The following is a 21967-nucleotide window of genomic DNA, read 5'->3' on the forward strand; positions in this document are numbered from 1 at the left end:
GTGTGTGAAGGGTATCAGGGTGTCAATCAGGAACAGCCCCCTCACCCTAACCCTCTCCCGGAGGGAGAGGGAACTTACCGAGGTGTCTGTTCGAAATCCATCGACCTGAACGTCTTCAGTCGAACTCAGTTTCTGAAACCAACGACGGTCAGCTCCCTTTCCCCCTCGCCCCCCTTGGGGGGAGAGGGTTGGGGAGAGGGGGGAAAAGATCTAAAGCGAACTCAGACCTTCAGCACACCGCGATCAAAGCTTCGCTTTAACCGCCGCCAATGCATCTTTGCCATCCACCGTTTTCACCCCATCAAGCCACTTGTCCAACACCGCCGGATTCGCCTTGATCCACGCCTTCACCGCCTCCGCATTGCTGACCTTCTTGTTCACCACCTCGGCCATGATGCTGTTCTCCATCTCCTGAGTGAACGCAAGATTGGTCAGCAATTTACCCACATTCGGACAGGCCTCGGCGTAGCCCTTGCGGGTCAGGGTGTAGACGCTACCCGTGTCGCCGAAGTACTTCTCGCCGCCCTTGAGGTAATGCATTTTCAGCTGCACGTTCATCGGGTGCGGGGTCCAGCCGAGGAAGGTGACGAATTTCTGCTTCTTCACCGCCCGCGAGACTTCGGCCAGCATCGCCTGTTCGCTGGACTCGATCAGCTTCCACTGTCCCAGGTCGAAGTCGTTCTTCTTGATGATCTCTTGCAGCGAGATGTTCGCCGGCGCGCCGGAGCCGATGCCGTAGATCTTCTTCTCGAATTTATCGGCGTACTTATTCAGGTCGGCAAAGTTATGCACACCCGCATCCCACACGTAATCCGGCACGGCCAGGGTGAATTCGGTGCCGTCGAGATTCTTCGCCAGTTGGGTGACGTCACCGGTGGCCACGAACTTGTCGTAGAAGCCCTGCTGCGCCGGCATCCAGTTGCCGAGGAACACGTCAACCTGGCCATCCTTCAAGCCGCCAAAGGTGATCGGCACCGCGAGGGTGTCGACCTTGGCCTTGTAGCCCATGCCATCCAGCAGAAACCCGGTGATGGCGTTGGTCGCGGCGATGTCGCTCCAGCCGGGGTCGGCCATTTTCACCGTGTCGCAGCTCTCGGCGAACGCGGATGCGCTGCCCAGTGCCAGCAGACTGACCGTCACGACTGTGGATAACTTGACCATGGACTTCCCCTTAACGTTATTGGTTTTGGCAGGGTTGTGGATAACGGGCCTTGCGCTCCAGGTCATCGAGGTCGATGTGGTTGCGCATGTACTGCTGACTGGCGTCCACCAGCGGCTGGTGATCCCAGCTCTTCAGCTTGCCGATCGTCAGCGCCTCGGAGACGAAGCGCCGGCGACGCTGGCTTTCGAGGACTTCACGGTGGATCGCCGGGATGTCCCACTTGGCCCGTGCTTCAGCAAGAAAATCGTCGAAAAGCTGGCGATGTTGCGGTGATTGGCTGAGTTCTTCCTGCTCGCGCGGATCGTTGTCCACATCGAAGAGTAGGCAAGGGTCGGTTTCGCTGTAGATAAATTTGAAGGCGCCACGGCGGATCATCATCAGCGGACTGACAGTGCCTTCGGCCATGTATTCGCCGAATACCTCGTCGTGACCGCCCTGCCCTTGCAGATGTGGCACCAACGAACGGCCATCGAGCGGCAGACTTGGTTCCAGGCTGCCGCCGGCCAGTTCGACGAAGGTCGGCAACAGGTCGGCGGTGGAGACGGCAGAGCTGACACGGCCCGATTTGAACTGACCGGGTGCACTTATCAACAGGGGCACTCGAGCGGCCATTTCGTACCAGTGCATTTTGTACCAGAGGCCCTTCTCTCCCAGCATGTCGCCATGGTCGCCGGAGAACACGATGACGGTGTCGTCCGTCAGCCCACAATCTTCGAGGGTTTGCAGAAGTTTGCCGACGTTGGCGTCGATATAACTGCATGCACCGAAGTACGCGCGGCGTGCGTCGCGGATTTTATCCACAGGCAGCGGCTTGTCCCACAGGTCGTAGACCTTGAGCAAACGCTGGGAGTGCGGATCGAGTGAATGCTGATCCGGCGTCGTCGGAAGCGGGATATCCGCATCGTCGTACAAATCCCAGAACGCCTTGGGAATCGTGTACGGATCGTGAGGGTGAGTCATCGACACGGTCAGGCAGAACGGCTGATCGCCGTCCTCGCGGATATGGTCGAACAGGTATTGCTGAGCCCTGAACACCACCTCTTCATCGAAATCGAGCTGGTTGGTACGCACGCACGGGCCGGCCTGAAGCACCGAAGACATGTTGTGATACCAGCTCGGCCGCACGTCGGGCTCGTCCCAATTCACCGCCCAGCCGTAGTCGGCCGGATAGATGTCACTGGTCAGGCGCTCTTCGTAACCGTGCAGTTGATCGGGGCCGCAGAAATGCATCTTGCCCGACAGCGCGGTGCGATAACCGAGGCGGCGCAGGTAATGCGCGTAAGTGGGAATGTCGGCGGGGAAATCGGCGGCGTTGTCGTAGGCGCCGATCTTGCTCGGCAACTGGCCGCTGACCAGGGTGAAGCGCGAAGGCGCGCACAGCGGGCTGTTGCAGTAGGCGGCATCGAACACCACGCCTTGTTCGGCGAGGCGGCTGAGATTCGGCAGTTTGATCGGCGATGGGCCGTAGAACGGCAACATTGGCGCGGCCATTTGATCGGCCATGATGAAAAGAATGTTCTTGCGCTTCATGTGATCGCGGCATTCCATAGTGAATATTTATGCGACATTGCTGCGATCGAGCATGGATTCCACGCAATATCCGGTAAAGCCCGCGCCGGACAATGACTAGGATAAGCACAGCTTATGTATGAAGCCCTCGGTGATTTGTCGCTCGACCTGCTGCGCGCCTTCGAGGCGGCGGCCCGTCATCGCAGTTTTACCGCTGCGGCGGTGGAGCTTGGCACGACGCAACCGGCCATCAGCCAGCAGATCAAACGGCTGGAGGAACAGCTCGGAACGCGGCTGTTCGACCGCATCTACCGGGGCATCGAACTGACCGAGGTCGGCTCGATCCTGTTCGAGCAGGTTACCCTCGGTTTGCAGAACATCGACGCAGGATTGAGCGCGATCAGCACACAACAGCAACATGAAGTGCTGCAGGTCGCCACCGACTTCGCCTTCGCCGCGTATTGGCTGATGCCGCGCCTGCACCGCTTTCATGAAGCTTATCCACAGGTGGACGTGAGCCTGGTCACCAGCGAGCGCAATCACAACATGCTGCGTCCGGATATCGACGTTGCCGTGCTGTTCGGCGACGGTCGCTTCAAACAGGGCGAAAGTCACTGGCTGTTCAGCGAAGAAGTGTTTCCGGTGTGCAGCCCGCAACTGCTCAAGGATCGCCCCCTGCCCTTGCCGGCCCAGGCATTGATGGAGTTTCCATTGCTGCACCTGCGCGGAGAAAATAGCAGCAACTGGTTCGACTGGAGCGGTCTGTTTCGCGCGCTGAACATCAGCACGCCGCCGGCCCCGGGCCAACTGCGCTTCGACAATTACACCTTGTTGATTCAAGCCGCGATTGGCGGTCAGGGTGTGGCGATCGGCTGGCGGCACCTTGTGGATAACTTGCTTACTCAGGGACTGTTGTGCCGGCCGATCGCCGAAACCACCCTGTCGCGCCTCGGTTATTACGTGGTGCTGCCGCAACGCAAGCGCCGGGGCGCGTTGATCCAGACGTTCGTGGATTGGCTGATGGCCGAACAGGCGAGCAGCGCCGAATCCCTGGCCGGGCTGCCGTTGCCTTCGATTGCTGTGTAACGGATCAAGAGGCGGCGACAAAATCCACGTGCTGGCGCAGATGCAGATTCAGCCGCAGCTCATCGGCAATCCCCACCGCCACCCGGTTCAGGCGTTCCAGCGGTTCGGCCAGACCCGGTTCGAGCGTGCGGCCGACCTGATTGAAATGCTCGATCGTCAGCCCGGCGACGCTGCGCGGTGCGTTCACCAGCGTCCAGTGCAGCGGGCTGCTTTGCAGGGCTTCGCGCACTTCTTCGGCGGCGTGGCGTTGCAATGGGTCTGCGTTTTCCGGGTCGTCCAGGGCTTCGAATTCGCCGATGACAAACAGCCGCGAGACGTTCGCCGCCTGCAGTCCGTCGATCAGCGCATCCACCGCCAGCACCTGTTCCACCGGCCCCAGCACCACGGATTTCTCGACATGATCGCTGCTCAGCGGCAAGCCCGGCGCATTCAGCAGGCAGATCACTGCCGAGCTGCCGGCGACACTCTGGTTGACCCGCTCGGCATCGAGCAGATCGCCGCTTTTGGTGCGCAGCCCCGGCCGTGGCGCGAGCGCCGTCAGATCGTCGAGGATCGCGATGACTTCGTGCTGGCGACGCAGCAGTTCAGCCATCAACGCACTGCCCAGGCTACTCATGGCACCATAGAGCACCACTTTCACCGCCGGGGTTTCGGCATTTTTCATGGCTGAGGTCCCTTTTGTTTTCCCTTGTATGGCGTGTGACATACGGGCAACGCCGAGGGTTCGAACCGATTCAGAGGGTTTGCGATGCAGACGATCAAGGGTTATCACGCCCATGTTTATTACGACGCCAGCACGATCGAACAGGCGCGGGCGCTGTGTGAGCAGGCCGCGCAATTATTCCCATTGAAGATGGGCCGCGTGCATGAACGTCCGATCGGCCCGCACCCGGACTGGAGCTGCCAGTTGGCCTTCGGCCCGGAGCTGATCGGCGACGTGCTGCCGTGGCTGGCGCTCAATCGCAAGGGTTTGGTGGTGTTCCTGCACCCGGACACCGGCGATGACTTGCTCGATCACACCGAACACGCGATCTGGATGGGCGCGATGCGGCCGCTGGATCTGTCTGTTTTTTAATCAGATGGTTTCTTCGGGCTCGCCCGGCAAATGCTCGTCCAGGTGCAGCCACGGCAACTGGCTGTCGGTCCAGATATGCCGCTCGGCGGCGGCCTGCTCCGGGTGATCCAGTGTGGCAATCGTCAGATCGATGCTCTCGGGACTGAGCAACGTTACCAGCGCCAGTTGTGCGCCGCAGTTCGGACAGAAGAACCGGGCGCAACTGGTCGATGAGTCATAGCGCGAAGGCGTCCCCGCCAGCCACTGGAAGTTCGCCGCCGGCAGCGTGATCCAGGTAGTGACGATGCCACCGCTGACCTTTCGACAGATCGAACAATGACAGTGGGCGATGTCCTGCAACGCGCCGCTGAACTGATAGCGGATATGTCCGCAATGGCAGCCACCGCCGTGCAACTCAGTCATCGCCCTGCCCTCCGCTTCCCGTGTTCATTGACTCTAGCCCGCATCCGACGGCCGGTTGGCCGTTCGCCCAAAGCTTTCTTGCGCGAAAGGTAGCTGAAAGGTTCCCCGATTAGGATCGCCCCCACTGCCGGCAACAGACCGGTTGGCCAACGCGTGCGATTGCTCGCACGACAGGCCCAATTAACAACAACAATGGTGATTCTGATGTCCTCTGTAACCCGCCTCCTCCCACGCCTTTTTTCTGACACTCCGCCCGTACGCCTCGTGCTTCCCGTTCTGCGCTGATCCCGCCGATCCGCTCACTTACCTAGCCGCGCTACGCCTGGAGTATTCCCATGCTGACTTTCCTTGGCTTCGCCATGGTCATCACGTTCATGTTCCTGATCATGACCAAGCGCCTGTCTGCGCTGATCGCTCTGATCATCATCCCGATCCTGTTCGCCCTGTTCGGTGGTTTCGCCCCGAAGATCGGCCCGATGATGCTCGAAGGTATTACCAAGCTTGCGCCGACTGGCGTGATGCTGATGTTCGCGATTCTGTATTTCGCCCTGATGATCGACTCCGGCCTGTTCGACCCGGCCGTGCGCAAGATCCTCAAACTGGTCAAGGGCGACCCGCTGAAAGTTTCGGTCGGCACCGCCGTACTGGCGCTCGTCGTTTCCCTCGATGGTGACGGCGCGACCACTTACATGATCTGCGTGGCTGCCATGCTGCCGCTGTACAGTCGCATCGGCATGAGCCCGCGGATCATGGCCGGTCTGATCATCCTCGCCGGCGGCGTGATGAACATGACCCCATGGGGTGGCCCGACCGCCCGTGCCGCCAGTGCGCTGCACGTGGACCCGTCGGACATCTTCGTACCGATGATCCCGGCGATGGCTGCCGGTGTGGTGGCGATCCTGATCATTGCCTACTTCTACGGCAAACGTGAGCGTGCGCGTCTGGGTGAGCTGCACCTGATCGGCGACGAAATCGATCACAGCGAAATCAGCGTTTCGCAATTCCCGGATGCCCGCCGTCCGAAACTGATCTGGTTCAACGGCCTGCTGACCCTGGCCCTGATGTGCACTCTGATCGCCGGCCTGTTGCCGCTGCCGGTGCTGTTCATGGTGGCGTTCAGTATTGCCATGATCGTCAACTACCCTTGCCTGCAAATGCAGAAGGATCGCGTCGCCGCCCACGCCGGCAGCGTGCTGTCGGTGGTCAGTCTGATCTTCGCGGCAGGCATTTTCACCGGTATCCTGTCGGGCACCGGCATGGTCGATGCGATGTCGAAAAGCCTGCTGGCGGTGATCCCTGATTTCCTCGGCCCGTACCTGGCGGTGATCACGGCGCTGGTGAGCATGCCGTTCACGTTCTTCATGTCGAACGATGCGTTCTACTACGGTGTGTTGCCGGTGTTGTCCGAAGCGGCCAGCCATTACGGCATCACCGCGGTGGAAATGGCCCGTGCCTCGATCGTCGGTCAGCCGGTTCACCTGCTGAGCCCACTGGTGCCGTCGACATACCTGCTGGTCGCACTGGCGGGGATCGAGTTCGGCGATCATCAGCGTTTCACCCTGAAGTGGGCAGTGCTGGTCTGCCTGTGCATACTGGTCGCAGCCTTGCTGTTGGGGACTTTCCCGCTGTTCAGCACGTTGTAACGGCACCAAACTCACCAGGACGCCAGCTGATTGCTGGCGTCCTGGTTTAACACTCGCTCAAAGGAATACACATGGAATGGCTGACCAACCCTGAGATCTGGGTTGCCTTCTTCACCCTGACCGCCCTGGAAATCGTTCTGGGCATCGATAACATCATCATGATTTCGATCCTGGTCAGCCGCATGCCCAAACACATGCAGCAGCGCACCCGGATCTTCGGTCTTGGCCTGGCCATGATCACGCGGATCCTGTTGCTGCTGTCGATCACCTGGGTCATGCGCCTCACCGCCGACCTGTTCGAAGTGTTCGGCCAGGGCATTTCCGGTCGCGACCTGATCCTGTTCTTCGGTGGCCTGTTCCTGCTGTGGAAAAGCTCCCAGGAGATGTACCACGCGCTGGAAGGTGAAGATGAGAGCGGCGACGAGCCTTCGGGCAAGGGCGGCAATTTCCTCTACACCATCATCCAGATCGCGATCATCGACATCGTGTTCTCGCTTGACTCGGTGATCACCGCCGTCGGCATGGTGTCCCACGTTCCGGTCATGGTTGCGGCGATCATCGTGGCCGTGCTGGTGATGATGCTGGCCTCGGGCAAGATCAGCGAGTTCATCGACAAGCACCCGTCGCTGAAAATGCTCGCGCTGTCGTTCCTGCTGGTGGTCGGTACCGTGCTGATTGCCGAGTCGTTCGACGTGCACGTACCGAAAGGCTACGTCTACTTCGCCATGGCGTTCTCGCTGGCGGTCGAAGCGATCAACATCAAGATGCGCACCGCCATCGCGAAAAAACGCAAACAGCAGGATCCGGTGAAACTGCGCAAGGATATTCCGGGTCAGTAACCCGAACGCTGCGCAACAGATCAAAGGGCCTTCGGGCCCTTTTTTCATGGCTGCATGAACCTGTTTTCATGACACTTTTGTTTCAATCTCCGCTTTAGCTGTGCAATGCTGGCGCCCAGACCGTTAGCCAACTACAGCTTAAGTATCAGAACGTAGAAATTGCGCGGTACCGTCAACTTGCCCCTCTGGGGCGCTGCTATTACAGGGGGTCTGCATGCTCACCCTGCTGAATTTGCTGTCTGCCGTGGCCCTGCTGATCTGGGGCACGCACATCGTCCGAACCGGCATCCTGCGGGTGTACGGCACCAATCTGCGCCACGTGATCGGCCAGAACATGTCCAAACGCTGGCTGGCCTTTGTCGCCGGCATCGTCGTCACCGCGATGGTGCAGAGCAGCAACGCCACCGCCATGCTCGTGACGTCCTTTGTCGGTCAGGGCCTGATGGCGTTGACCCCGGCCCTGGCGACCATGCTCGGTGCCGATGTCGGTACGGCGCTGATGGCGCGGGTGCTGACGTTCGACCTGTCGTGGCTGTCGCCGCTGCTGATTTTTATCGGGGTGATTTTCTTTCTGTCGCGCAAACAGACGCGGCTCGGGCAGATGGGCCGTGTGGCCATCGGACTGGGGCTGATCATTCTGGCGCTGCAACTGATCGTCGAGGCCGCTGCGCCGATCACCCATGCCCAAGGGGTGAAGGTGATTTTTGCGTCGCTGACCGGCGATATCCTGCTCGACGCCCTGGTCGGCGCGTTGTTCGCGATGATTTCCTATTCCAGCCTTGCCGCCGTGCTGTTGACTGCCACCCTCGCCGGCGCTGCGGTCATCAGTCTGCCGGTGGCTATCGGTCTGGTGATCGGCGCCAACATCGGCAGCGGCGTGCTGGCGTTCATGAGCACCAGCATGCAGAACGCCGCCGGCCGGCAGGTGGCGCTGGGCAGCCTGCTGTACAAACTGATCGGGCTGCTGCTGATCATTCCGGTACTCGACCCGCTGGTGCACTGGATCGACAGCCTGGATTTCAGCCCGCAGGAAATGGTCATCGGCTTCCACCTGCTCTACAACACCGCGCGTTGCCTGATCCTGCTGCCGAGCGTCGGGCCGATGGCGCGGCTGTGCGCCTGGCTGCTGCCGGAGCGGCCGGAGGTCAACGGCACCGCAAAGCCGCGTCACCTCGACGCCACCGCGCTGGTCACGCCGAGTCTGGCGCTGGCCAACGCCGCTCGGGAAACCCTGCGCATGGGCGACCTGATCGACAACATGCTCGACGCGACCCTCGACGTGCTGCGCGGCAAGCAGACCGCCATCACTCAGGAAATGCGCAAGCTGACCGATGATGTCGAAGCGCTGTACAGCGCGATCAAGCTGTACCTGGCGCAGATGCCCCGCGAAGATCTCGGCGAACAGGACAGTCGACGCTGGGCGGAGATCATCGAGCTGGCGATCAACCTCAAACTGGCCAGCGACCTGATCGAACGCATGCTGCGCAAAGTGCAGCAGCAGAAGACTTCTCAACGCCGGTCGTTCTCCGAAGACGGGCTGGAAGAACTGGCCGGGCTGCACCAGCAACTGATCGCCAACCTGCGGCTGGGGCTGTCGGTGTTCCTCAGCGGCGACAAGGAAAGCGCCCGCCAGTTGCTGCGCGAGAAACGTCGCTTTCGCGCACAGGAACGGCGTCTGGCCCACGCCCATGTCAGCCGGTTGCAACGTAAGATCGTGCAGAGTATCGAGACCAGTTCGTTGCACCTGGAGTTGATTGCCGACATGAAACGCCTGAACTCGCTGTTCTGCAGCAGCGCCTATGTGGTGCTGGAAACTTCCGATACCGGCGCGCTGGCGGCGGACGATATGGCGGACATCACGCATTCGCCTTGAACGTCTGGGGTTGTGGTCAGTCAGTAACTCAAGGTTCGGCCTCGCAGCCGGACTGACGACACGGATCTCCAATTCAGCCGTATGGAAGCTCGTTATGCGTTGCCTGTTGTTCGCCTGTCTGTTGCTCGGTTCCCTGCCCGCTTTCGCCCTGGATCGTTTTCAGGTCGAAGGCTATGCGCTGCCCAACGGTCTGCAATTGCTGCTCAAGCCCGGCACCGAGCGTGGGCACGTGGCGATCCGCTTGGTGATCGGCGTCGGTCTGGACGATTTCGACTGCAATGAAAAAGAGCTGCCGCACCTGCTCGAACACTTGCTGTTCAGCGGCATCGACGCCACCGGCGAAGGCGGTCTCGAAGAGCGCATGCAGGCCCTCGGTGGTGACTGGAACGCCTTCACCAGCAACGCCGACACCACCTTCGTCATCGAAGCCCCGGCGAAAAACCAGCGCAAGGTCCTCGACCTGCTGCTGGACCTGCTGACCCAGACCCGCTTCGACGACAACGCGATCAACGCTGCCAAGCGAGTGGTCGAGCGTGAGGACGGCGGTCATTACACCCGGCTGCAACGCTTTCTCGACCGGCAGGACCTGGGCCACACCGCGAGCAATCAGCTGGCGGTCGAACTGGGCATCAAATGCCCGCAGCGGGCCGAGGTCGATGGCCTGACCCGCGAACAGCTGGAGAAGGTACGCAAGGCCTGGTACGCGCCGAACAACATGACCCTGATCGTCGTCGGCGACCTCGATAAATTGCTGCCGGCCTATCTGGAACGGGCGTGGGGCGCGCTGGAAGCGGTCGAGCCGAGCGAACACCGTCCGCTGCCGGACATCCGCGCCAGCGCCGCTCACGAACGCACGATCACTCGCGGTTTCATCGGCAACAGCGCCAAGCTGCACTGGCTGGTGCCGGAGCCGGTGCTGGACGATCAGTACGACGAAACCTTCGACCTGCTCAAGGAATACCTGGAGTGGGCGTTGTACCGCCAACTGCGCCTGAACCACGGTTTGTCCTACGGGCCGTGGGCCGAACGCGAGGTGTTCGGTGGCGTCGGCTTCATGAGCCTCAACGCCGACCTGGATCGCGGTGACATCGCCGAAGCCGAACAAGTGCTGGAAGACCTCAAGGCCGACCTGCTGAAAAACGGCCTCGACGCCGACACCTTCAATCGCTTGAAACAAGCCGCCATCGCCCACCAGGCCTGGGCCGTGCAAGGCACCAGCGCCATGGCCGACTATTACTGGAGCGCGTTGGGCGACTACGAGGACGGGCGCTTTGCCGATCCTGCGCGGGAGCTGCAAGGCGTGACGCTGGAGGCGGCGAACAAGGCCATGCGCGAGTTGTTGCTGCAACCGGGTTATCTGCGGATCGAGAAACCGCTGCTCAGCGACGATCAGGTGTTGTGGCTGCTGGCGGGCGGATTGGGCGTGCTGGTGCTGATTCTGCTTGGCTGGCGCCTGCATCGGCGCAAGTCCGTGGATCCAGACTGACCGGCAGCCTCGCCACACGGCCCGGCGGGCGGTACTCTGTCGGGGTTTTTTCCTCGACTGTCGTGAACCGCCCAAATGTCTAAATTGACCCTACTGATCCAGCGCATTCTCGAACTGATGAAGCGCTACCCCGGGGTCATTGCGCTCGGCGGTTTCATCTCCGGGGTCGGCAGTTTCATTCTGGTCGACCGGCAACAGGGGCTGGCGAGCTGGATCACCACGATCATGCTGCTGAGCTGGATCTGGCTGATGCTGGAAAACAGCCTGACCAAGCTGTTCACGCGGATCTTCAAACGGGAAATCCCCCAGCCGCTGCTGCGTTACGCGACGCAGATGATCCACCAGGAAAGCCTGTTTTTCGTCCTGCCGTTCTTCTTCATCACCACCACCTGGAACAGCGGCCAGCTGTTTTTCACCGGGCTGCTGTGCATCGCGGCGCTGATCTCGATCGTTGACCCGCTCTACTACAAATGGCTGGCGCCACGGCGCTGGGCGTTCCTCGCGCTGCACACCCTGACCCTGTTCGCCGCCCTGCTCACCGCGCTGCCGGTGATCATGCACCTGACCACCTCGCAAAGCTTCAAATGGGCGCTGGGGATTGCGGTGGTGTTGTCGTTCCCGAGCCTGGCGTCGATCTTCCCGATCCGCACCGTGCGCAATGCGCTGGCGATCCTGTGTATCACGGTCGGCATCGGTGGCGTCGGTTGGGTTCTGCGTTCGTGGGTGCCGCCGGCGACGCTGTGGATGACCGACGTGGCGATCAGCACTCAGGTGCAGGACCGGGTTCCGGGCGCCAGCCTCAAGGAAGTCAGCGCCGAACAGATCCGTGGCGGCGGGCTCTATGCCTACACCGCGATCAACGCGCCGCGCGGGCTTGATGAGCGGATTTATCACGTCTGGCAATTCAACGGCAAAGAGGTCGACCGCATCTCCCTCGACATCCACGGCGGGCGCAAGGAGGGCTACCGGGCCTGGACTCACAAACAGAATTTCCCCGGCAACCCGACAGGCAAGTGGCAGGTGCGGGTGTTGACCGAGGACGGTCAGGTGATTGGCGTGCTGCGCTTCGAAGTCACGGACAGCACACCGACCAAAGAAAAGTAACCGTGTTCGTGCTATTACGTAGGTTCGTCTCAAAAGCCGAACAAGCACGGAGCTTATGACCAGCAGCCCAATGACCGGCAGTGCCCGCCTGGACACCTCGATCACCCCTGCCCGCCTGCGGGTCACCGGGGACTGGACGCTTGCCCATTACGCCGACCTCAAGCAACTGAGCGAAACGCTCCACGGCCAGTACGACGCCAACACCCCCATCGACCTCAACGGCCTCGGCGCCCTCGACACCGCCGGCGCGTCGCTGCTCGTCGAACTGCTCGGCTCCGAGCGGCTGGGAAAATCCGCCGAACACCCTGACTGCACGATTTCCAGCGCCGACCGCGCCTTGCTGCAAACCGTGTATCGCTCGCTGACCGACTTCTGCGTGCCGATCAAGGAACCGGAAATCAGCGTCAGCGTGCAATTGCTGACCCGTATCGGCCGGGCCGTTGATACGGTCTGGCAGGACACTTTGCAGCTGCTCGGTTTCGTCGGCCTGATCCTCGAAACCATCGCTCGCAGCCTGTTCCGGCCCAAGCGCTGGCGGATCACGCCGATGATCGCCCACATCGAACAGACCGGCCTCGACGCCGCGCCCATCGTCGCGTTGCTGACCTTTCTGGTGGGCGCGGTGGTGGCGTTCCTCGGGGCGACGGTGCTGGCCAGTTTCGGCGCCAGCGTGTTCACCGTGGATCTGGTGGGCTTCGCCTTCCTGCGCGAGTTCGGGGTGCTGCTCACGGCGATTCTGATGGCCGGCCGCACCGCCAGTGCCTTTACCGCGCAGATCGGCTCGATGAAGGCCAACGAGGAAATCGACGCCATTCGCACCCTCGGCCTCGACCCCATGGAATTACTGGTGGTGCCCCGGGTGTTGGCGCTGCTGGTGGCGCTGCCGATGCTGACCTTTCTGGCGATGATCTGCGGGATCGTCGGTGGCGCAGTGGTCTGCGCGGTGTCGCTGGATATCTCGCCGGCGATGTTCCTGTCGCTGTTGCAAAGCGACATAGGGATTCAACATTTCCTGGTGGGCCTGGTCAAAGCCCCGATCTTCGCGTTCCTGATTGCCGCCATCGGCTGTCTGGAAGGCTTCAAGGTCAGCGGCAGCGCCGAATCGGTCGGCGCCCACACCACCTCAAGCGTGGTGCAATCGATTTTCGTGGTGATCGTGCTCGATGCGGTTGCCGCGCTGTTTTTCATGGAGATGGGCTGGTGAGTCGTCTACCCCGCGCGCCTTCCGAGGCGGTGATCGAAGTCCGTGGCCTGTGCAATCGCTTCGGCAGCCAGAGCGTGCACGAGAACCTCGACCTCGACTTGTACAAAGGCGAGATCCTGGCCGTGGTCGGCGGCTCCGGCAGCGGCAAGTCGGTGTTGCTGCGCAGTATCGTCGGCTTGCGCCGGCCCAGCGAAGGCATGGTCAAGGTGTTCGGCCAGAACCTGCCGAGCCTGCCGGAGCATGAGCGTTCGCTGATCGAGCGGCGCTTTGGCGTGCTGTTCCAGAAAGGCGCGCTGTTCTCGTCGCTGACGGTCACCGAGAACGTCGCCCTGCCCCTGATCGAACACGCCGGCCTCAGCCGCGACGACGCCGAGCACCTGGCGGCGGTGAAGCTGGCGCTGGCCGGGCTGCCGCTGTCGGCGGCGGACAAGTACCCGGCTTCGCTGTCCGGCGGCATGATCAAACGCGCGGCACTGGCCCGGGCGCTGGCGCTGGACCCGGACATTCTGTTTCTCGACGAACCCACTGCCGGCCTGGATCCGATTGGCGCCGCGCAGTTCGACCAATTGATCCTGACCCTGCGTGATGCTTTGGGCCTGAGCGTGTTTCTGGTAACCCACGACCTCGACACGCTCTACACCATCACTGACCGCGTCGCGGTACTGGCGCAGAAGAAAGTTCTGGTGGCCGGTCCCATCGACGTGGTCTCGGAAACCGACGACGCGTGGATTCACGAATACTTCCACGGCCCTCGCGGCCGCTCGGCGCTGGACGCCGCCAAACAGCTCAACGAGGTCTGACATGGAAACCCGAGCCCATCATGTATTGATCGGCCTGTTCACGGTGATTGTGGTGGCAGGCGCCCTGCTCTTCGGTCTGTGGCTGGCCAAGTCCAGTGTCGACACCGAGTTCAAGGATTACGAAGTCGTGTTCAACGAGGCGGTCAGCGGGCTGTCCCGCGGCAGTCCGGTGCAGTACAGCGGGATCAAGGTCGGCGACGTGGTCAGCCTGCGCCTCGACCCGAAGGACCCGCGTCGAGTGCTGGCACGGATTCGCCTGGCTGGCGACACGCCGGTCAAGGAAGACACCGAGGCCAAACTGGCCTTGGCCGGGATCACCGGCACCTCGATCATCCAGCTCAGCGGGGGCACGCCGCAAAGCCCGAAACTCAAGGGCCATGACGGCAATCTGCCGACCATCGTCGCCTCGCCTTCGCCCATCTCGCGGCTGCTCAGCGACAGCAACGATTTGATGAGCGGGGTCACGACGTTGCTGAGTAATGCCAATCAGATGTTCTCTGCCGACAACATCGAGCGCGTGAGCAAAACCCTTGAACATCTGGAGCAGACCACCGGCTCGATCAACGATCAGCGCGGCGACCTGCGTCAGGCCATGCAGCAACTGGCGACGGTCGGCAAACAGGCCGGCAACATGCTTGAACAGACGTCCGCGTTGATGCGCAACGCCAACGGCCTGCTCAACGATCAGGGCAAACAGGCGCTCGGCAGCGCCGAGCAGGCGATGAAATCCCTGGAGCAGAGCAGCGCCACCATCAATGGTCTGTTGAGCAAGAATCAGAATTCCCTCGACAGCGGCATGCAGGGCCTCAACGGCCTGGCCCCGGCGATCCGCGAGCTGCGTGAAACCCTGAATTCGCTGCGCGCCATTTCCCAACGCCTGGAGGCCAACCCCAGCGGTTACCTGCTGGGCAGTGACAAGAACAAGGAGTTCACGCCATGAAGCTGATTCGCCTCGCCCTCCTCGCCGGCTTCACGCTGATCAGCGCGTGCTCGATCCTGCCCAAGTCCGAACCGTCGGATGTCTATCGCCTGCCGACGGCACAGGCGCCCGCCTCGGCCAGTTCGGCATCTACCCAGCACTGGTCGCTGCGCCTGAACAAACTGCAGGCCAGTGAAGCGCTGAACCGGCCGAGCATCGCGGTGATTCCTCAGGGCGATGTGATCAGCAGTTACAAGGCCTCGCGCTGGAGCGATCCGGCGCCGGTGCTGGTGCGTAACCGCTTGCTCGATGGCTTCCAGCGCGATGGCCGGGTGTCGCTGTTGAGCACCGACGACAGCAATTTCCAGGCGGACCTGGAACTGGGTGGCAGCCTGCAGGCGTTTCAGACCGAGTATCAGGGCACGCAGGCCAGCGTGGTGGTGCGGGTCGATGCGTTGCTGGTGCGCGGTTACGACCAGCGGATCCTCGCCAGTCGCCGCTTCGAAGAACGTCAGCCGCTCAGTGATGTGAAGGTGCCGGCGGTGGTGGCCGGCTTCGGTCAGGCCAGTGATCGCCTCACCGCGAAGGTGGTGGCGTGGGCGGTGGAGCAAGGGCAGAAAGTTGCCCCACCTGCCCGGCCCTGAATATCAGCCGAAGAACCAGTAGCAGACGCCGATAGCGCCGAGCACACCCGCCAGCTCGGCCAGCAGCGCGCAACCGACGGCATGCCGGGCGCGCTGAATGCCCACCGCGCCGAAGTACACCGCCAATACGTAGAACGTGGTTTCGGTGCTGCCCTGGATCGTCGCCGCCACCAGCGCCGGGAAGCTGTCCACGCCCGAGGTCTTCATCGTTTCGATCAGCATCGCCCGGGCGGCGCTGCCGGAGAACGGTTTGACCATCGCCGTCGGCAGCGCGTCAACGAAGCGTGTGTCCCACCCTGCCCACTCCACCAGATGACGGATGCCGTCGAGGCCGAAATCCAGTGCGCCCGATGCACGCAATACACCGATCGCGCAAAGCATCGCCACCAGATACGGCAGCAGGTTCTTGGCGACGTCGAAACCTTCCTTCGCGCCTTCGACGAAGGCCTCGTAAACCTTCACCTTGCGCAACGCGCCGATCACCAGGAACAGCATGATCAGGCCGAACAGCGTCAGGTTGCCGAGGATCGACGACAGGCCCGCCAGCGCAGTGGCCGACATTGTCGCGAGCAACGCCATGAAGCCGCCGAGGATCAGCGCGCCGGGAATCAGGTAAGCCAGCACCACCGGGTCCCACACGCGCAGGCGCTGCATGAACGCCACCGACAGGAAGCCGACGATGGTCGAGCAACTGGTCGCCAGCAGGATCGGCAGGAACACCAGCGTCGGGTCCGGCGCGCCTTGCTGGGCGCGATACATGAAGATCGTCACCGGCAGCAGGGTCAGGGACGAGGCATTCAGTACGAGGAACAGGATTTGCGCGTTGCTGGCGATGGTCGAGCTGGGGTTGAGCTCTTGCAGCGCCTTCATGGCTTTAAGGCCGATCGGCGTGGCGGCGTTGTCCAGGCCCAGACCGTTGGCGGCGAAGTTCAGGGTGATCAGGCCCAGCGCGGGATGTCCGGCTGGAACTTCCGGCATCAGCCGCAGGAACAGTGGCCCGAGCACTTTGGCCAGCCATTCAACGATGCCGGCCTTTTCGGCAATGCGCAGGAAGCCCAGCCACAGGGTCAGCGTGCCGAACAGCAGCACCATGACTTCGACCGACAGCTTGGCCATGGCAAAAATGCTTTCCACCATCGCCGCGAAGATCCCGGCGTTGCCGCCGATCAGCCATTGCCCCAGCGCCGAAACGGCTGCCACGACGAAGAAGCCAAGCCACAGGCCATTAAGCATCAGTCAAATCCCCCGGAAGATGCGGCGAATGATAGCGGGGTCGCCAGAAACGACAAACCCCGGATTTCTCCGGGGTTTGTTGGTAAGGCTTGCATCAACCACTGTGGGAGCGGGCTTGCCCGCGATGGCGGTGTTCATTCAGCGAATATGTTGAATGTGCGCACCTCATCGCTGGCAAGCCAGCTCCCACAGGGTTTTGCATCAGTTTTTGGAGATTTCACCGGCCGGCAGTTTTTCCTTGCTGCGCCAGTGCGGCAGCGAGTTCCAGTAGCGCTGGCCCTTGGCGTCGTCGTACATGCCTTCCCAACGGGCGATGACCAGTACGGCGAGGGCGTTGCCGATCACGTTCAGGGCGGTACGCGCCATGTCCATCACACGGTCGACACCGGCGATGAAGGCCAGGCCTTCCAGCGGGATACCCACGCTGCCCAGAGTGGCCAGCAGTACCACGAAGGACACGCCCGGCACGCCGGCGATACCTTTGGAGGTCACCATCAGGGTCAGGACCAGCAGCAGTTGCTGGCTGATCGACAGGTCAATGCCGTACAGCTGGGCAATGAAGATCGCCGCGATGGACTGGTACAGGGTCGAACCGTCGAGGTTGAACGAGTAGCCGGTCGGTACCACGAAGCTGCAGATGGCTTTCGGTGCGCCGTAGGCTTCCATCTTCTCGATCACCCGTGGCAGTACGGTTTCCGAGGAGGCGGTGGAGTAAGCCAGCACCAGCTCATCCTTGAAGATGCGCATCAGCTTGATCACCGAGAAACCGAACAGCTTGGCGATCAGGCCCAGAATCACGAAGGCGAAGAAGGCGATGGCGACGTAAACCAGGATCACCAGCTTGGCCAGCGGCAGCAGCGAGGCGAAACCGAAGTTGGCCACGGTCACCGCGATCAGAGCGAATACGCCGATCGGGGCGTAGTTCATGATCATGTGGGTGACTTTGAACATGCTTTCCGAGACGCCCTGGAACATCTTCACCAGCGGCTCGCGCAGGTCCGACTGCAGGCTCGACAGACCGAGACCGAACAGCACGGAGAAGAAGATGATCGGCAGCATTTCGCCGCGGGCCATAGCCGCGAAGATGTTCGACGGGATCAGGTTGAGGATGGTCTCGATGAACGCGTGTTCATGCTGCACTTCGGCGGCGGTCGCCTCGTACTTGGAGATATCGACGGTGCCCAGGGTGCTCATGTCGATGCCGGCACCCGGATGGAACAGGTTGGCCAGCAGCAGGCCGACAACAATGGCGATGGTAGTGACGATTTCGAAGTAGATGATGGTCTTCAGGCCGATGCGCCCGAGCTTCTTGGCGTCGCCCACGCCGGCAATGCCGACGATCAGGGAAGAGATGACGATCGGGATCACGATCATCTTGATCAGACGGATAAAGATATCGCCTGCCGGTTGCAGGACGTTGCTGATCCACCAGGCCTTCTCGGCACTGAAATGGTTGAGCAACGCACCGATTGCAATCCCCAATACCAGACCGATGAGGATCTGCCAGGCGAGGCTAAGCTTTGCCTTCTTCATTATCTTTACCCTTACTTGCGTTTGACTCAGGCACATGCAGGAACTGGAACGCTCATCAGCGGAAAAGTCTGTGCATCTGCCTCCGTATAAGGTGCCCCGAAGCGCGTGTTTACGGCTCTCCGGCAGGCGAAAAAAGGCGCAACTATTCCGATGCAAGGTTGCGCCGTCTAATGCCGTAAACGCCTACCCTATGCCGAATCGGCATGAGCTTTTTTAAATGAAACTGGCGTCCCAACCGGTTCGAATACGACATTTCGGCAGGCATAAGTGCCGTGAACCGGCCATTACAGCGTAGGTTGGTTATTTTTTGAACGAGTGATTTCGACGAAAAATTTGGGAAAAAGCCTACGTTCGGAAACTAAATGTCCGACTTGGTGGATCGACTCTTTCTCGATATACGGTCGCCAGGAAACACCGCGAAATGCTTTCGCACGCAGTGTGGGCGATAAAAATGAAGAGCAGAACGCTCTGGATCAACGTTTTGTCACGTTGAAAGCTCAGCGCAAGTCCGTCAAACCGCTTCGGTTGGCGAACTTGCGTCGCAGCTTTTACCCTGACCCGGCCCTCATCGCAGGCACTCCCTGTACCCGTAGGTCACTCCGACCCTGCAACAGTCAGAACGTCCCGGCCCCCTGGTCATGCACCGGCCTTCCTCGGGCCGACGCAATGGAGGACAGCCTTTCGGCTGCCCTCGTGTTCAATACCAGTTCGGATCTTTCTTCAGCGTTTCCATCAACAGATCCTGCATGCCCTGGTCGGGCTTGCCGAGGAAGCGGTAGGTGGCATGTCGCGTTGGCGACTTGTCTGCCGGCAGCCCTTCAGGCACATCCACAAGCATGGCGTAAGCGTCTTTCTTGTCGAAACTGAACGCGACGATCAAGCGATGGTTCATGCACTTGTCTGCGGATTCGCAGAGCGGGCCGACCAGATACTTGTCGCCATCTTCGGTTACGGCATTCATCTGCTGGTCAGGCGTACCGGACAGGTTCATCACCCATTCCGGCAGGCGTTCTTCCTTCTTCACCACACCTTCCCAGGTTTCCCTGTATTGCGGGTCGGAACTCAACAGTTCGTTGACCCGCGCCTGGCCGTCATTGGCCGCCATCGCCATGGCACTACCGCCCAGGAGCAGGGCGGCTGCCAGTGTCTTTAAACCCTTCATGTTCAACCTCGACCGCGACGGCCAAAGAAGAAGGAAGCGATGAACATCACCAGGAACACGACAAAGAGAATCTTGGCGATACCCGTGGCGGTGCCCGCGATACCACCGAAGCCCAGTACTGCAGCGATGATGGCAATGATCAGGAATGTGATTGCCCAGCTCAACATGGTGATTCTCCTTGCTTCTATTTAGGGATGTTGCCGGTCTCGGCGCGGGGACGCCCAGATTCGTTGATCAGAAAACCCAGCGTTCTTCACGGGGCATGTCGCCCAGTGGCTGTGGCTGGTCGACGTCCATCATGCGCATCGCGCCGTTGTCGGCCTGGCTGCTGCTGACGGCGCTGAAGTGCGTCTGCGTCGCGTGTTGCATCGAGATCAAAGGCTCAGGTTGCTGACTGTGCTCCCAGCGCAGGTATTGCTGGCAGGCGATCAAAGTGATCAGCAGCGCAAGTGCGCCAAACAGGGCCTGCTGCAAGTGCAGTGGCGAGATACGCATTTGGGCGGCACGTAGGCGAGTCATCCTGGGTTCCTCACTCTTGTTCGATTGGGGCAGTGCATATCTGCCCGGGCTGAAAGAGGTATTGCAGCCTGCGTGCCAGCTTTTTTGTTTGAAAAAAACCAATAAAATCAGCTAGTTACAAACGGTATGAAAATTCCTGACGACGCATCTTGCACGATGGTCCGCATAGGGTCGTGCGTAATGCACGATTATTTCGTAGGAGAAATCATTATTTTTGAATTGAGGACAGGGTACGGATGTCAGAAAAGTAGGCAGGAAACCGACCTGAAACTGTGCGATGTTTAAAAAACCAATGAAATCAGTGGATTAGCCGTTAGGGCAGGAGAGAGCTACCCTGCTATGACTGGAATCGATCAGAATCAACCATGCAACTTGCCCGATTTTTCCGGGACTAACCCAAGACATTCACTTATGGAGCGTAGGAAAAATGGAATCAGCCACTGAGCACCAAGGCCGCATTCTGCTGGTGGACGATGAATCCGCCATCCTGCGAACCTTTCGTTATTGCCTCGAAGACGAAGGTTATACCGTCGCCACCGCCAACAGCGCGGCTCAGGCTGACGCGCTGCTGCAACGCCAAGTGTTCGACCTGTGCTTCCTTGATTTGCGCCTGGGTGAAGACAACGGCCTGGATGTATTGGCGCAGATGCGCATTCAGGCGCCGTGGATGCGGGTGGTGATCGTCACCGCGCATTCGGCCGTCGATACCGCGGTAGACGCGATTCAGGCCGGCGCTGCCGATTATCTGGTCAAACCGTGCAGCCCGGATCAATTGCGCCTTGCGACAGCCAAGCAGCTTGAAGTGCGCCAGCTGTCGGCGCGTCTGGAAGCCCTCGAAGGCGAGATCCGCAAACCCAAGGACGGTCTCGATTCCCACAGCCCGGCGATGAAGGTCGTACTGGAAACCGCGCGGCAAGTGGCGGGCACCGACGCCAATATTCTGATCCTCGGCGAGTCCGGCACCGGTAAAGGTGAACTGGCCCGAGCCATTCACGGCTGGAGCAAGCGCGAGAAGAAATCCTGCGTCACCATCAATTGCCCGTCGCTGACCGCCGAACTGATGGAAAGCGAGCTGTTCGGTCACAGTCGTGGCGCGTTCACCGGGGCCAGCGAAAGCACGCTGGGTCGGGTTAACCAAGCCGATGGCGGCACGCTGTTTCTCGACGAGATCGGCGATTTTCCGCTGACGTTGCAACCCAAGTTGCTGCGTTTCATCCAGGACAAGGAATACGAGCGGGTAGGGGATCCGGTCACCCGCCGCGCCGATGTGCGTATTCTCGCCGCCACCAACCTCAATCTTGAAGACATGGTGCGCGACGGGCGTTTCCGTGAAGACCTGCTCTATCGCCTGAACGTCATCACCCTGCATTTGCCGCCGCTGCGCGAACGGGCCGAAGACATCCTGACCCTGGCCGACCGTTTCCTCGCTCGCTTCGTGAAGGAATACGCGCGCCCCGCGCGGGGTTTCAGTGATGAGGCTCGTGAAGCACTGTTGGGTTATCGCTGGCCCGGCAATATCCGCGAGCTGCGTAACGTGGTCGAGCGGGCGAGCATCATCTGCCCGCAGGAGCGTGTGGAAATCAGCCACCTCGGCATGGCCGAACAACCGGCGAACAACGCGCCACGGGTTGGCGCCGCGCTGAGCCTCGACGAGCTGGAGAAAGCCCACATCGGCGCGGTACTGGCGACTGCCGGCACTCTTGATCAGGCCGCCAAGACTCTGGGGATCGACGCCTCGACCCTGTATCGCAAGCGCAAGCAGTACAACCTGTGA

General features: G+C 60.9%; 21 protein-coding genes. 12 read left to right on the forward strand and 9 right to left on the reverse strand.

Annotated elements, in window-relative coordinates:
* Nucleotides 1–243: 243 nt before the first annotated feature.
* Together choX and betC are read right to left on the reverse strand one after the other, a co-directional pair.
* Nucleotides 244–1161 carry a choline ABC transporter substrate-binding protein gene (gene choX / locus ABFB52_RS01145; protein WP_129973336.1) on the reverse strand — a complete coding sequence of 306 codons (918 nt, stop codon included), beginning with the start codon at nucleotides 1159–1161 and terminating at the stop codon, nucleotides 244–246.
* 16 nt (nucleotides 1162–1177) lie between these two features.
* A complete protein-coding gene (betC, locus tag ABFB52_RS01150; RefSeq protein ID WP_129973335.1) occupies nucleotides 1178–2692 on the reverse strand; it encodes a choline-sulfatase in 1515 nt (504 codons plus the stop codon).
* Nucleotides 2693–2806: 114 nt separating this feature from the next.
* Here betC and ABFB52_RS01155 point away from each other — a divergent pair, with 114 nt between their 5' ends.
* On the forward strand, nucleotides 2807–3757 hold the full coding sequence (locus tag ABFB52_RS01155) for a LysR family transcriptional regulator (protein WP_129973334.1): 951 nt from the start codon (nucleotides 2807–2809) through the stop codon (nucleotides 3755–3757).
* Nucleotides 3758–3761: 4 nt separating this feature from the next.
* Here the strand turns inward: ABFB52_RS01155 and ABFB52_RS01160 are convergent, their stop codons facing one another.
* The gene (locus ABFB52_RS01160; protein WP_129973333.1) at nucleotides 3762–4421 is read right to left on the reverse strand and encodes an NAD(P)H-binding protein; all 660 of its coding nucleotides are present in this window, start codon (nucleotides 4419–4421) and stop codon (nucleotides 3762–3764) included.
* Nucleotides 4422–4505: 84 nt separating this feature from the next.
* On the opposite strand from ABFB52_RS01160, the gene ABFB52_RS01165 reads away from it, so the two are divergent.
* Entirely contained in the window at nucleotides 4506–4832 is a 327-nt protein-coding gene (locus ABFB52_RS01165) for a DOPA 4,5-dioxygenase family protein (protein ID WP_085748029.1), read from the forward strand.
* Here the strand turns inward: ABFB52_RS01165 and ABFB52_RS01170 are convergent, their stop codons facing one another.
* Complete coding sequence (locus ABFB52_RS01170; RefSeq protein WP_085748030.1) at nucleotides 4833–5234, reverse strand: GFA family protein; 402 nt, start codon at nucleotides 5232–5234, stop codon at nucleotides 4833–4835. It lies immediately after the preceding gene.
* Between the two features lie 335 nt (nucleotides 5235–5569).
* On the opposite strand from ABFB52_RS01170, the gene ABFB52_RS01175 reads away from it, so the two are divergent.
* The 9 genes from ABFB52_RS01175 (at nucleotide 5570) to ABFB52_RS01215 (ending at nucleotide 15746) form a co-directional block, all read left to right on the forward strand.
* Entirely contained in the window at nucleotides 5570–6877 is a 1308-nt protein-coding gene (locus ABFB52_RS01175; RefSeq protein ID WP_007954069.1) for a CitMHS family transporter, read from the forward strand.
* A 71-nt stretch (nucleotides 6878–6948) separates the two neighbouring features.
* On the forward strand, nucleotides 6949–7716 hold the full coding sequence (locus tag ABFB52_RS01180; protein WP_085748031.1) for a TerC family protein: 768 nt from the start codon (nucleotides 6949–6951) through the stop codon (nucleotides 7714–7716).
* A gap of 214 nt (nucleotides 7717–7930) precedes the next feature.
* On the forward strand, nucleotides 7931–9589 hold the full coding sequence (locus ABFB52_RS01185; protein WP_102688228.1) for a Na/Pi cotransporter family protein: 1659 nt from the start codon (nucleotides 7931–7933) through the stop codon (nucleotides 9587–9589).
* Between the two features lie 94 nt (nucleotides 9590–9683).
* Nucleotides 9684–11075 (forward strand): insulinase family protein, encoded by a 1392-nt coding sequence (locus ABFB52_RS01190; RefSeq protein WP_085748033.1) that lies wholly within the window; start codon nucleotides 9684–9686, stop codon nucleotides 11073–11075.
* 75 nt (nucleotides 11076–11150) lie between these two features.
* The gene (locus tag ABFB52_RS01195) at nucleotides 11151–12179 is read left to right on the forward strand and encodes a DUF5924 family protein (RefSeq protein ID WP_129973332.1); all 1029 of its coding nucleotides are present in this window, start codon (nucleotides 11151–11153) and stop codon (nucleotides 12177–12179) included.
* Between the two features lie 55 nt (nucleotides 12180–12234).
* Complete coding sequence (locus ABFB52_RS01200; protein ID WP_045121722.1) at nucleotides 12235–13383, forward strand: ABC transporter permease; 1149 nt, start codon at nucleotides 12235–12237, stop codon at nucleotides 13381–13383.
* Nucleotides 13380–14183 carry an ATP-binding cassette domain-containing protein gene (locus ABFB52_RS01205; RefSeq protein ID WP_007954063.1) on the forward strand — a complete coding sequence of 268 codons (804 nt, stop codon included), beginning with the start codon at nucleotides 13380–13382 and terminating at the stop codon, nucleotides 14181–14183. Before ABFB52_RS01200 ends, ABFB52_RS01205 begins: the two co-directional genes overlap by 4 nt.
* A 1-nt stretch (nucleotide 14184) precedes the next feature.
* Entirely contained in the window at nucleotides 14185–15123 is a 939-nt protein-coding gene (locus ABFB52_RS01210; protein ID WP_102688230.1) for an MlaD family protein, read from the forward strand.
* Nucleotides 15120–15746, forward strand: a complete 627-nt coding sequence (locus tag ABFB52_RS01215; protein ID WP_085748036.1) for an ABC-type transport auxiliary lipoprotein family protein — start codon at nucleotides 15120–15122, stop codon at nucleotides 15744–15746. The genes ABFB52_RS01210 and ABFB52_RS01215 overlap by 4 nt, the downstream gene beginning before the upstream one ends.
* 3 nt (nucleotides 15747–15749) lie before the next feature.
* Here ABFB52_RS01215 and ABFB52_RS01220 read toward each other — a convergent pair whose 3' ends face one another.
* The 5 genes from ABFB52_RS01220 to ABFB52_RS01240 all read right to left on the reverse strand — a co-directional run bounded on the left by ABFB52_RS01220 (nucleotide 15750) and on the right by ABFB52_RS01240 (nucleotide 20193).
* A complete protein-coding gene (locus ABFB52_RS01220) occupies nucleotides 15750–16979 on the reverse strand; it encodes a spore maturation protein (RefSeq protein WP_011331768.1) in 1230 nt (409 codons plus the stop codon).
* Between the two features lie 201 nt (nucleotides 16980–17180).
* Nucleotides 17181–18512 (reverse strand): glutamate/aspartate:proton symporter GltP, encoded by a 1332-nt coding sequence (gene gltP / locus ABFB52_RS01225; protein WP_129973331.1) that lies wholly within the window; start codon nucleotides 18510–18512, stop codon nucleotides 17181–17183.
* Nucleotides 18513–19209: 697 nt separating this feature from the next.
* On the reverse strand, nucleotides 19210–19674 hold the full coding sequence (locus ABFB52_RS01230; RefSeq protein WP_085748037.1) for an inhibitor of vertebrate lysozyme family protein: 465 nt from the start codon (nucleotides 19672–19674) through the stop codon (nucleotides 19210–19212).
* A gap of 2 nt (nucleotides 19675–19676) precedes the next feature.
* The gene (locus ABFB52_RS01235) at nucleotides 19677–19841 is read right to left on the reverse strand and encodes a DUF1328 domain-containing protein (RefSeq protein ID WP_003177151.1); all 165 of its coding nucleotides are present in this window, start codon (nucleotides 19839–19841) and stop codon (nucleotides 19677–19679) included.
* A 67-nt stretch (nucleotides 19842–19908) separates the two neighbouring features.
* A complete protein-coding gene (locus ABFB52_RS01240; protein ID WP_129973330.1) occupies nucleotides 19909–20193 on the reverse strand; it encodes a hypothetical protein in 285 nt (94 codons plus the stop codon).
* A gap of 427 nt (nucleotides 20194–20620) precedes the next feature.
* Here ABFB52_RS01240 and algB point away from each other — a divergent pair, with 427 nt between their 5' ends.
* The gene (algB, locus tag ABFB52_RS01245; RefSeq protein WP_007954049.1) at nucleotides 20621–21967 is read left to right on the forward strand and encodes a sigma-54-dependent response regulator transcription factor AlgB; all 1347 of its coding nucleotides are present in this window, start codon (nucleotides 20621–20623) and stop codon (nucleotides 21965–21967) included.

The sequence above is a fragment of the Pseudomonas sp. 9.2(2024) genome (assembly GCF_039695385.1).
GTDB classification, from domain to species: Bacteria; Pseudomonadota; Gammaproteobacteria; order Pseudomonadales; family Pseudomonadaceae; genus Aquipseudomonas; species Aquipseudomonas paraglycinae.